Genomic DNA, 12,212 nt, shown 5'->3' on the forward strand with positions numbered 1-12,212 from the left:
TGAGCTTTCTCTTGTATCCTTTTAGTATAAAAATGTATAAATATACAGGAGGGCACAAAAACAAATACTGTTTTTTATTACATTAGCAAGTAACAGGTTCATTGCGTAACGTGTTGATTGAATGTCGATTTAAACCTATAATCTGTTGGGGAATGGATTAAGGGGGGATTCCCTAAGGTTGAAAAAAGGCTAGACTAGAGATATTAAGGATTGTTTTATGAAGAGAATTTTGTTAGTAGACGATCATCCCTTAATTGTAGAGGGATATCGAATGGCTTTGTCAGGTCATGAAGCAATAGCCCAATCGTATAGGTTTGAGGGAGCCTTTGATTGCTCAGAAGCCAAACAAAAAATAGACCAAGCAATAGTGGAAGAAAAGCCGTATGACTTGGCACTTGTGGATTTCTCATTGCCAAAAGGAGAACTTTCTTCTTGGGAAGATGGTGGAGATATTATTCGCTACATTAAAAAAGAAATGCCTAGTTGTAGGACAATTACCATAACAGGACATACAGAAATCTTAACAATTTATGAAATTGTAAAGAATATCAGACCCACAAGTGTTATTGGAAAAAATGAAATTACACCACAAGTATTGATTGATATTGTGACTACGGTGTTAGGTGGAGGCACTTACCAAAGTCCATTGGTTAAGCAGTGCTTAGAAAAGATGTTAAATAAAGAAGTGATGTATGACGATTACAATCGGGCGATATTGATTCTATTGGCTAAAGGACATAAATTGGTTGATTTGGAAAAATATATTCCTTTATCCACGCCAACCATCAAAAAGCGAATTGCCAAAATGAAAACGGCGTTTGGCTCCTTGGATTCGGCAAATTTAGTGCAAGATGCAATAAGACTAGGATTTGTTTAATATAAAAGAGGGTGACCTTTTGGGACACCCTCTTTCTATTTTAGTTTTTCAAGAAGTCTCTTAAAACATATTGGAGAATTCCATCATTTTTATAGTATTCAATTTCGATGAGTGAATCAAATCGCGCCAAGGCTTGGAACTTAATCGTTTGATTGGCTTCATTCGTCGCTGTGATCTCTACAATTTTATGTGGTTTTAGGTTTTCAGCTAATCCTGTAATAGTAAAGGTCTCTGTACCCGTAAGGCCTAAACGTTCTGCTGACTGCTCGGGTAAGAACTGCAAAGGTGCAATCCCCATTCCAATTAAGTTACTGCGGTGGATGCGTTCAAAACTTTCTGCAATTACAGCCTTTATACCTAATAGGTAAGCTCCTTTAGCCGCCCAATCACGAGACGAGCCACTTCCATATTCTTTTCCAGCAATAACAATCAGAGGCGTTTCAGTCTCTTGGTACTTCATAGCGGTATCGTATACCGTTAAGGATTCATTTGTAGGGAAGTAGGTACTATAACCTCCTTCGCGTTGTGCAATTTTATTTTTAATGCGCACATTGGCAAAGGTACCACGCATCATCACTTCGTGATTTCCACGTCTGGATCCATAGGAGTTAAAATCTTCTGGTTTTACCCCTTGCGATAACAAATATTTTCCAGCGGCTGATTCTTCGTTAAAGGAACCTGCTGGAGAAATATGATCTGTTGTTACAGAGTCACCCAAATAAAGTAAAACTCTTGCTGCATGAATATCTGTTAGCGGTTTTGGATCTTTCGGTAAATGGTCAAAAAAGGGTGCATGACGGATGTAAGTAGAGGCTGGATTCCATTCGAAACTTGCTCCTTTTGGGGCTTGTAGATTCTTCCAGTTTTCTTCTCCTTCAAAAATTTGATCGTATACTTCTTTGAAGTCTTCGCGTTTTAAAGAGTCGTTGATAACGGCTCTAATTTCTTCATGTGTAGGCCATATGTCGCGTAAATATACTGGTTCTCCATTTGGATCGTAATCCAGTGGATCTGTCATCAGGTTAATGTCTACACGTCCTACTAAAGCATAGGCAACTACAAGCATAGGTGACATTAAGAAATTCATTTTAACTTGTGGATGTACACGAGCTTCAAAGTTTCTATTTCCCGAAAGAACAGAAGCAACAACTAAATCTCCTTGGTTTACCGCTTCTGCAATAGGTGCTGGTAGAGGACCACTATTTCCAATACATGAGGTACACCCGTATCCAACGGTATGGAAACGCAAAGCTTCTAAATCTTCTGATAAACCAGAGCGATCGAGGTAATGGGTTACTACTTTTGAACCAGGAGCTAAACTTGTTTTAACCCATGATTTGGTGCGCAATCCACGTTGTATGGCTTTTCGAGCAACTAATCCTGCGCCAATCATTACTTCAGGATTAGAGGTATTGGTACAACTCGTAATGGCGGCTAGTACGATACTACCATCACTTACGACGTATTCTTTGTTTTTTTGTTTGATGCGAACTGCTCGCATAGCTTCTTTCACCACTTCAGTGGGTTGACTAGTAGAATTTTCGGCTTGTTTGTAGATGAATTCAGTCCCTGATCCACCTTCAGATAACCAAGCCGATTCACGGCGGTCTTTCACCGCAACATAAGCGCGGTTGTATTCTTCTTCTAATAAGGACGAGAAGGTTTTATCTAAATCGCGCACCAAGATTTTATCTTGTGGACGTTTAGGTCCTGAAACTGTTGGCTCTAGTGTATTTAAATCCAATTCTACCACAGCAGAATAGGTAATGTCTTCTTTACCTGTTCGCCAAAGAAGATTTTCTTTGCAGTATTCTTCAACTAATTTCACGTGGTCTTCATCTCTATTGGTTTGACGCATATAATGTAGCGTTTGATCATCAATAGGGAAGTAAGTTACAGTACACCCAAACTCTGGAGACATGTTGGAGATTGTTGCGCGATCCGTAACGGATAAGTGGTCTAAAGCATCACCATACACCTCAACAAATTTTCCGACAACACCTTGCTTGCGCAATACTTTGGTAATAGAGAGCACCATATCGGTAGCGGTAGCACCTTCGGGAATTTTTCCCGTTAGTTTGAGTCCAACAACTTCGGGACAAGTAAAGTAAATCGGTTGACCCAGCATGGCTGCTTCTGCCTCAATTCCTCCAACTCCCCAAGCAATTACACCAATTCCATTGACCATAGGGGTATGAGAATCTGTCCCTACTAAAGTATCTGGAAATAACCAACCGTCTCGATTAATGACCCCTTGAGCGAGGTACTCTAAGTTTACTTGGTGACAAATTCCCATGCCTGGTGGCACTACAGTAAATCCTTTTAATTCTTGTTGAGCCCATTTGAGCAACTCATAACGTTCGGCATTGCGCTCATACTCTTTGGTTACATTTTCTTTATAAGAATAGTCCGTTCCAAAATAGTCTACTTGCACCGAGTGGTCAATCACTAAATCAACGGGAATAGCGGGTGTAATTTTTTCTCCATTTTTTCCTTGTCGAACATATTCAGCACGTAAGGATGCAAGATCTACTACTCCAGGAACACCCGTAAAATCCTGCATTAATACACGTGCAGGTTTAAATGGAATATCCTTATCTGTGGGTTGAGGTTGCCAATTGACTAACGTATCGATGTGCTCATCTGTAATGGCAAATCCGTCGTGATTTCTCAGTACGTTTTCTAAGAGAATGCGAATTGAGAAAGGCAAACGATGCATGTTTTTGCCCTCGTCTTGTAGTTTTTTAAGCGAGGCTATTTTGTAATTTCTCATAATTGTTAGTTTTTCCCAATTTACAAAAAAATAATGGATTGCATCGGGCAGATGTCTGCTTGAATTCTTAAAATAAATATAAAAGAGTGCAGATCTGTATGATAATTGTCATTTTTATCTCGGTATAGAAGAGCTACTTTTACTTGACTTAAAAGATTGATTATGAAAATTGAACAAATTTATACCGGGTGTATTGCACATGCCGCATATTATCTGTCAAGTAATGGAGAAGCAGCGATATTTGATCCTTTGCGCGATGTACAACCTTATTTGGATCGAGCAACAAAAGACGGTGCTGTGATTAACTATGTTTTTGAAACTCATTTTCACGCAGACTTTGTCAGTGGTCATTTGGACTTAATGCAAAAAACAGGTGCCAAGATTGTATTTGGGCCTACTGCGTCACCGAGTTATGAGGCTATTATCGCCACGGACAATCAAATCTTTTACGTAGGAGGTGTTAAGGTTCAAGTATTGCATACACCAGGACATACTATGGAGAGTTGCACCTATTTGATCTTTGACGAAGCAGGAGAACCACAAGCCATTATTACTGGGGATACCTTGTTTATTGGCGACGTTGGACGTCCTGATTTGGTGCAGCTTGTCAAATCAGAATTAACACAAGAAAAATTAGCAAGGCATTTATATCAGTCACTACGCCACAAAATCATGCCACTACCCGATCATTTAATCGTGTACCCAAATCACGGAGCTGGAAGTGCATGTGGTAAAAATATGAGCAAGGAAACAACAGATACATTGGGAAATCAGAAGAAGACCAATTATGCACTACGTGCTGATATGACGGAAGATGAATTTGTCGAGGAGTTGCTTACTGGGCTGGCTACCCCTCCTCAATATTTTCCAAAAAATGTCTTGCTAAACATAGGGGGATATGAGCAGTTAGATGAGGTTTTGGATCGCGCGTATAAACCGTTAACCTTAGCCATGTTTGATAAAATGTTGGATACAGGAGAGGTATTGGTACTTGATACACGCACTCCTCAAGATTTTGCAACAGGTTTTATTCCAAAGAGTATTAATATTGGTTTAAGTGGACCCTTTGCCGTTTGGGTAGGTGAGTTGATTAAAGATATTCAACAGCCCATTCTTTTGATTACCGAAGTAGGTAAGGAAGAAGAAAGTATGATTCGCTTATCTCGTGTAGGCTACGACCATACCGTTGGCTTTTTAGCAGGTGGAGTGGAAACGTGGAAAAAAGCAAATCGCCCCTTGCATACGATTCCGCGTTTAGAAGCGCATCAATTTGATGCTTATATCGAAAGTGAACATGCAACTCTGTTAGACGTGCGGAAGGAAAATGAATACCGATCGGAACATTTAGTGGATTCCACCTTTATTTCACTCAATATATTAGAAGAAAAATTACGCACATTAGATAAAGAAAAAACCCATGTGGTGTTTTGTGCAGGGGGGTATCGCAGTATGATTGCCGCTTCAATATTACGCGCCAATGGCTTTTTAAAAGTAGTAGATGTCGTTGGTGGATTTCAAGCCCTAGCGCCTCGTACTAGTTTGGATAAAACAGCTTTTGTTTGTCCAACTTCGATGTTGTAACAATAACCCTATAGTTGTTTATTGGTTTGATTATTCTTACTTGCGAGAATAATTGAGTTAGTTATTATGTTTTTAGTTTAAAACAGCTCTCTAGGTTGGGGGCTGTTTTTTATTTCTCTATGGTTCTAAATGTCAGGTTGATACGTGGATGATGAACGACTTTTGTCGGGGGTAAACGATGAACCCAAAACGTTTGTGTTTCGTCTTTCATGACCAATAAGTGTCCACTTTCTAGTATAAAAGTTACTTTTTCTTGTGTAGTTTTGTGCTTAAACATGAATTTTCGCGTAGCTCCTAAACTCAAGGAAGCAATTGCGCCATTTTTCTTCAAATCTTTTTCACCATCACTGTGCCAAGCCATCCCTTCACTGCCATCATGATATAGATTTAACAGGCAGGAATTATAGGTTTCGCCCGTTGTTTTTTCAATGCGGTCTTTTAAGGCAAGCAATTCTGGCGTCCAAGGTAAAGCGAGTTTGGTTACATTGGAGTAGGTGTATTGGAAAGGCTTGGATCCATACCAAGCCACTTTGCGTTTGGTAATTACGCGTTTGCCAAATATCACCGCTTCGTCATTTTTCCATTCGATGTGGCCTAGTAAATGGTCAAAGTAAAAAGCAGCTTCTTCAGTGTGTAGCAGATAGCCATAACAATTCACCGTCCCATCATATGGGAGGAAATTGTATTGTGTAGGATCCAGTGTATTAAATAAGTCCATTTTCTAGTTCTATTTCGTTGTACACTTGTGCGCCTTCCCATCCTATTATGGCTTTTTTACGCGTGGCTCCCCACATATAGTTGCCGAGCACTCCTGAGGATTGTATCACGCGATGACAGGGAATTAAAAAAGCAACAGGATTGCTGCCAATGGCGGTTCCAACTGCTCGTGAAGCTTTAGGGTTTTCAATCTGTGTGGCAATGGCGCCATAGGTAGTTAAAGCACCCATCGGAATGGTGAGCAAACTCTGCCAAACTTTGAGCTGAAATTCCGTGCCTTTTAGGTGTAATTTGATTTGATTTAAATCTGGGGTGTCGCGCTGAAAGATTTGTAAGGCCTGGGTCTGTTGTAGGTCCATTGCCGCTTGGAATTTTGCCTTTGGAAACTTGGCTCGTAAATTTTGTAGTGCCTCGTCTTCGTTTTCAGTAAATACAAGATGGCAAATCCCTTTGGATGTAGAAGCAATGAATAGAGAGCCAAAAATACTTGGTGTGAAGCTGTAATTGATGGTGAGTTGCTCACCGCCATTTTGATACTCAGCAGGTGTCATCCCTTCTAAGGTAATAAACAAATCGTGTAGCCGACTGGTACTGGATAAGCCCGTCTCAAAGGTAGCATCAAAAAGCGACACCTGTTTTTCTTTTAAAAGCCATTTGGCATGAGTGATACTAGTAAATTGAAGAAATTTCTTCGGACTAGTACCCGCCCATTCCGTAAATAACCGCTGAAAATGCGCAGGACTTAAATGTAAAGCTCTAGCGACTTCTTCTAAACGAGGTTGTTGTTTAAAATGGGTCTGAATGTACTCAATAGCCTGAGCAATACGGGTATAATTTAAGGAAGATTGGTTTTTCATTTTATTTGTTCTTTATCTCACTTAGTTTATATTTTATTTTGATGTTCAATGAATCTTCGATTTGTTGTTTGCCCTTTGTTGTTTGTTCTTTGTGATATTTTTTCATCATAAGAGAATCTTCTTTTTCAACTAGATGTAATGAACCAAAAGCCGAAAGCCGAAAAGCAGTTTTTTTGTTCGTTGCTATTTGCTCGATTTGTTACACACCTAGTCTGTCAACTGTCTCACAAATATCTCTATATTAAATCAATTCTAAAATCCGAAACGTGCTAATAATTAGGGCAATTGAAGGGATAAAAAAAAGCTTGAATGGGAGTTCAAGCTTTTTTCTTTTATTTGGAATGGTTTCTTTTTTGTAAATCGTATAAATCTAGGCGTCGGTCTTTCATGATACGAACGCTACCATGTTCGTGTAGTTCTTTTAGTAGGTCTAAATTCACATCGACGATTAAGGTCATTTCAGTATTGGGAGTCGCTTCTGCTTTTACCCCATTGGTTGGGAAGGCGAAGTCTGAAGGAGTGAATACTGCCGCTTGAGCAAACTGAATATCCATGTTGTTTACTTTTGGTAAGTTTCCAACACATCCGGCAATAGCGACATAACATTCGTTTTCAATGGCACGGGCAGCGGCACAGTTACGCACACGTGTATATCCATTTTGCGTATCCGTTAAAAAAGGAACAAATAGAATTTCCATGCCTTCTTCGGCTAATAAACGAGGTAATTCTGGGAATTCCACATCATAGCATACAATAATTCCAATTTTTCCACAGTCGGTATCAAACGTTCGAATGGCTGATCCTCCCTGCATCCCCCAGTAATGTACTTCATTAGGTGTAATGTGTATTTTAGAATACATTTCGTATGTACCGTCTCGTTTACATAGAAACCCAACATTGTATAGCGTCCCATCAATCAGATAGGGCATACTACCCGAAATAATATTGATGTTGTAAGAGATTGCAAATTCTTGGAATCGCTTGCGGATTGGTGTAGTATAACGAGCGAGTTCACGAATAGAGTCAGCCTCTGATAAGTGGTTGTACGCGGCCATTAAAGGAGCGGTAAATAGCTCAGGAAACATGGCGAAGTCACTTTCATAGTCGGACACGGCATTGATGAAGAATTCCGCTTGATCAAAGAATTCTTCCAGATCGTTGAACGGACGCATCTGCCATTGAATTAACCCCAAGCGTACTACACTTTTTTTGGTGTTGATCAACTGCACATCTTTTTCATAGTAGATATTGTTCCACTCCAGTAAAACAGCATAATCTTTGGATTCTTTATCTCCATCTAAATAGTTGCGCATTAGGCGAACCATGTGGAAGTCATTCGACATTTGAAAAGACATCACAGGGTCGTTAATCTCTTTGGCTCTTACTTTTTCTAAGTATTGCTTTGGCGTAAGTTCGCTGGCATATTTAGCGTATTTGGGGATTCTCCCCGCAAATACAATGGATTTTAGATTGAGTTGTTCACACAATTCTTTACGTGCATCGTATAAACGGCGACCTAACCGCAAACCTCTGTATTTTGGGTGAATAAAAACGTCAATTCCGTATAAGACGTTTCCTTCTGGATTGTGCGTACTAAAGGAAGAGTGACCCGTAATCTGATCATAATTATGCGTGGACATTGCTTTCTTTTCATCGATGATAATAGAAAGTGCAGATCCTACGACAATGTCGTCAACTAAAACGACTAATTGTCCTTCAGGGAAAATACTCAGTAAGTTTTCTATTTCACTTTTATCCCAATACGGATCTTCCATTCCCGTATAGGACTCTAGCATTGAATTTTTAAGCTCTAAATAGTCATCCAATTGAAGATTGCGAAGTTCAATCTTGTTAATTGTAGTATCCATGAATTTTTTATTGCAAATTACAAATAAAACTTCTAATAAGTAAATATTTTAGAAGGTAAAAGCCGGTTGATCTTCGTATTTGGTGCATTTTTTGCTAAAAATATCACTAGTTTATTTTTAATTTAAAAGGCAGGTATATTATGAGTTCATTACGAAATCGCGTTCAATTAATCGGACGAGCAGGACAAGATGCAGAAATTATTGTTTTTGGATCAGAAAAAAAAAGAGCTACATTCTCTATTGCAATTAATGAATTTTATTTCAACGATAAAGGGGAGAAAGTCGAACATGTGCAATGGCACAATGTTGTGGTATGGGGAAAATTGGCCAATATTGCCGAGAAGTATGTGGTTAAAGGTAAAGAGGTCGCGATTGAAGGAAAATTAGTCAATCGCTCCTATGAGGATAAAGAAAATAAGAAGCGATACATTACGGAAATTGTCGTTTCTGAACTGCTTTTTTAGTAAACTAAGGTAGGGTGAAAAGGGAAGTAGAGGTTGTTTTACAGGATAAATAACCTCTGTTTTTCCAAAAAGACTTATCTTGCTCAAGATTAATTAAAATGGATAATCTTTTGAGTCAAATATTAGTAATAGAAGACGATATTCGCGTTGCTGAATTGCTTCAACGGAGCTTACAAGATCAAAACTTTACGGTAGATGTTGCCTATGATGGGTATATGGGAAAGAAATTAGCCCTACAGAAAAAGTACCAGTTAATTGTTACGGATGTTATTCTGCCCAAAATTAATGGGATTGATTTGTGTAAAGAACTCAAACAAACCTTGCCTAATACCCCTATTATTATGCTGACCGCTTTGGGAACGACAGATGATAAAGTGGAAGGATTTGATGCAGGCGCAGATGATTATTTAGTTAAACCCTTTGAATTAAGAGAACTCTATGTTCGTATTCGAGCACTACTCAAACGCTTTGAACATGCAAAAGAAACCAATAGCGCTACTTTAAAATATGCCGATTTAGAAATTGATTTGAATCAGAAGAAGTTCAAACGCGCAGGACAAGAGATACACCTTACTCCGAAAGAATTTAATCTGATACAGTATATGATGGAAAATCCAGAACGCGTCTTATCACGGGCAGAGATTTCTGAAAAGGTTTGGGATACGCATTTCGACACAGGAACGAATTTTATTGATGTGTATATCAATTATTTGAGAAAGAAAATAGAGTTAGATGTTCATAACAAGCTGATCCATACCAAATCAGGAATGGGCTTCATATTGAAGAATAATGAGAATTAAAACGAGACTTACCCTGCTGTTTACCTTGCTGGTTGCCTCTATTTTATTGGTGTTTGCCAGTGTGATCTATTGGTCCTCTTCCAAAAGCAGAGAAGTTGAATTTTATGAAGAATTAGAAAAAGAAGCCATTACTAAGGCTAAGTTGTTTTTGGAGGCTCAAGTTAAACCGACAACCTTACACAAAATTTACCTCAACAATAGCGAAATTATCAACGAAGTAGAAGTAGCGGTTTACGATTATGGATTTAATTTGCTGTATCACGATGCAGTAGAAATTGACCGAGTAAAGGAAACAAAAGAAATGATTCAGTCCATTATTGCCGAGGGTAGTTTACACTATACACAAGAAGATTGGCAAGTGATTGGGGTTACCTATACCTTTGCTGATCAAGACTATGTGATCACAGCAACAGCTTACGATGAATATGGTTATACTAAGCTGCAAAATCTCTTTGTAACCATTGTCGTATTAGTGGTGATTTCGCTGCTAGTCATCTATTTTGTAGGACTGTTTTTTGCTGATAAAGTGCTGTTACCCATTACCAAAATGAACAATGAGGTAAATAAAATTACGGCTACTAATTTAGATTTGCGCATTAGTACAGAAAAAAATAAAGATGAACTTGGAGCTTTAGCGGATACCTTTAATGAAATGCTCAATCGTCTAGAAAACTCATTCGATTCGCAAAAACAATTTGTTTCCAATATATCCCATGAGTTGAGAACGCCTTTGGCGGCTATTATTGCAGAATTGGAATTGGCCCTAAGTAAAGAACAAGACCAAGCTTACTATATTCAAACCCTTGAAAATGCACTCAACGATTCCCAAAAAATTGTGCGTTTATCTAATAGCTTATTGGATTTTGCCAAAGCGAGTTATGATCCAACGGAAATTGTATTTAAATCTATTCGCGTAGATGAGGTGATTATTGATGCCTGTCAGAAATTGCAAAAAATGGATGCCTCGTATAAATTCAATTTCGTAGTTGATGAATCCGTAACCAATGAGGAGATGATGATTGTCAATGCCAATCCGTATTTATTGGAGGTAGCTTTAGTCAATCTCTTGGAAAATGCTTGTAAATTTTCGGAAAATAAAGCCTGTACAATTCAAATTTCTTACCGTGATTATCGATTGGTTATTGAGGTGATCGACAAGGGAATTGGAATTGCAGAAGAAGATTTGGATTCTATTTTTATCCCTTTCTATCGCGGAAAAAATCAAACTTACAAGGAAGGGAATGGCATTGGACTTCCATTGACCAATAAGATTATCAACCTGCATAAAGGTAGACTACAGGTCGTATCTAAAGTAGGAGAAGGAACGACGTTTACCATTCGATTATAATAAAAGCGCTTGCAATTTTGCAAGCGCTTTCTTTTTCTAATAGAATTCTAATTTTTTTCTAAAGGCTTTCTAATAGCCTCCAGTGCTTGTAACTTCTACTTTTGTCCCATCAAAAAAAATAAATGATGGACACAGAATCCTTTTTAACTAAAGAATGTTAATCCTCCTGCTAATTGTTTATAACGAAGAAGTATTCAGAATGTAGGAGAAAAAAATGAAGTTATGGCAATTACAGTATTTATTTCAAGATTATTACTTGCTTTTATTTTAGGAGCATTAATTGGCGCTGAGCGTCAAGTAAGACAAAAAAGTGCAGGATTGAGAACCAATACCTTGGTGTGTATTGGAGCAGCTGGATTTGTATTGATGTCTTACCAAATAGGCGGAACTGCAGTAGGACGTGTAGCTTCTTATGTTGTAAGTGGAATTGGTTTCCTAGGAGCGGGAGTGATTATGAAGGATGGATTTAGCATCCGTGGGTTGAATACCGCAGCGACTATTTGGTGCTCAGCTTCAGTTGGCTCTATGTGTGGAGTAGGGTTGTGGAAAGAGGCCCTTGTAATGACGGTATTAATTGTTTCTGCTCACTTGCTGTTGCGCCCAATAGGTAGTTTGATGAATAAAATGTCTTTCGAGACAGAAAGTGATTCAGCAGAAGTGTTTTATGAGATCATTGTAGGATGTAAAGAACAAGTAGAAAATGATATACGTGTTATGGTGCTCAAACATCTCAAAGCGCAAAAAGAATTGCAAATGCGTTCGTTAAAAAGTTCGGATAATGGAAATCCCGCTTTTTCATACCTCAAGTTTGAGGTGTACTGCATCGGACGTAAAGACGATATTTTAGAACAGATTACACAAAAAGTTTCTTTGGAATTTGGCGTGTCAGAAGTTTCTTGGGAATTAATTACCTATTAATCTTTAAAA

10 protein-coding genes are annotated in these 12,212 nt (G+C 38.5%); 6 read left to right on the plus strand and 4 right to left on the minus strand.

What is annotated here, in order from left to right:
• Positions 1–217: 217 nt before the first annotated feature.
• A complete protein-coding gene (locus tag ACPDHL_RS07080) occupies positions 218–877 on the plus strand; it encodes a response regulator (RefSeq protein ID WP_430532080.1) in 660 nt (219 codons plus the stop codon).
• Positions 878–917: 40 nt separating this feature from the next.
• Here ACPDHL_RS07080 and acnA read toward each other — a convergent pair whose 3' ends face one another.
• A complete protein-coding gene (gene acnA, locus ACPDHL_RS07085) occupies positions 918–3,650 on the minus strand; it encodes an aconitate hydratase AcnA (protein WP_430532081.1) in 2,733 nt (910 codons plus the stop codon).
• A gap of 162 nt (positions 3,651–3,812) precedes the next feature.
• Here acnA and ACPDHL_RS07090 point away from each other — a divergent pair, with 162 nt between their 5' ends.
• Positions 3,813–5,231 (plus strand): MBL fold metallo-hydrolase, encoded by a 1,419-nt coding sequence (locus ACPDHL_RS07090; protein WP_430532082.1) that lies wholly within the window; start codon positions 3,813–3,815, stop codon positions 5,229–5,231.
• Between the two features lie 109 nt (positions 5,232–5,340).
• Here ACPDHL_RS07090 and ACPDHL_RS07095 read toward each other — a convergent pair whose 3' ends face one another.
• From ACPDHL_RS07095 to ACPDHL_RS07105, 3 genes are all read right to left on the minus strand, one after another.
• On the minus strand, positions 5,341–5,949 hold the full coding sequence (locus ACPDHL_RS07095; RefSeq protein WP_430532083.1) for an alpha-ketoglutarate-dependent dioxygenase AlkB family protein: 609 nt from the start codon (positions 5,947–5,949) through the stop codon (positions 5,341–5,343).
• Positions 5,936–6,805: a methylated-DNA--[protein]-cysteine S-methyltransferase gene (locus tag ACPDHL_RS07100; protein WP_430532084.1), complete on the minus strand. Its 870-nt coding sequence runs from the start codon at positions 6,803–6,805 to the stop codon at positions 5,936–5,938. Before ACPDHL_RS07100 ends, ACPDHL_RS07095 begins: the two co-directional genes overlap by 14 nt.
• A gap of 332 nt (positions 6,806–7,137) precedes the next feature.
• On the minus strand, positions 7,138–8,673 hold the full coding sequence (locus tag ACPDHL_RS07105; RefSeq protein WP_182625832.1) for a GNAT family N-acetyltransferase: 1,536 nt from the start codon (positions 8,671–8,673) through the stop codon (positions 7,138–7,140).
• A gap of 140 nt (positions 8,674–8,813) precedes the next feature.
• On the opposite strand from ACPDHL_RS07105, the gene ACPDHL_RS07110 reads away from it, so the two are divergent.
• From ACPDHL_RS07110 to ACPDHL_RS07125, 4 genes are all read left to right on the plus strand, one after another.
• Positions 8,814–9,137 carry a single-stranded DNA-binding protein gene (locus tag ACPDHL_RS07110; protein WP_182625831.1) on the plus strand — a complete coding sequence of 108 codons (324 nt, stop codon included), beginning with the start codon at positions 8,814–8,816 and terminating at the stop codon, positions 9,135–9,137.
• Between the two features lie 98 nt (positions 9,138–9,235).
• On the plus strand, positions 9,236–9,937 hold the full coding sequence (locus ACPDHL_RS07115; protein WP_430532085.1) for a response regulator transcription factor: 702 nt from the start codon (positions 9,236–9,238) through the stop codon (positions 9,935–9,937).
• A complete protein-coding gene (locus ACPDHL_RS07120) occupies positions 9,927–11,285 on the plus strand; it encodes an ATP-binding protein (protein WP_430532086.1) in 1,359 nt (452 codons plus the stop codon). The genes ACPDHL_RS07115 and ACPDHL_RS07120 overlap by 11 nt, the downstream gene beginning before the upstream one ends.
• Positions 11,286–11,507: 222 nt before the next feature.
• Complete coding sequence (locus tag ACPDHL_RS07125; protein WP_430532087.1) at positions 11,508–12,203, plus strand: MgtC/SapB family protein; 696 nt, start codon at positions 11,508–11,510, stop codon at positions 12,201–12,203.
• Positions 12,204–12,212 lie beyond the last annotated feature (9 nt).

Origin of the sequence: Myroides sp. C15-4 (assembly GCF_050522745.1) — a bacterium.
Classification (GTDB): Bacteria; Bacteroidota; Bacteroidia; order Flavobacteriales; family Flavobacteriaceae; genus Flavobacterium.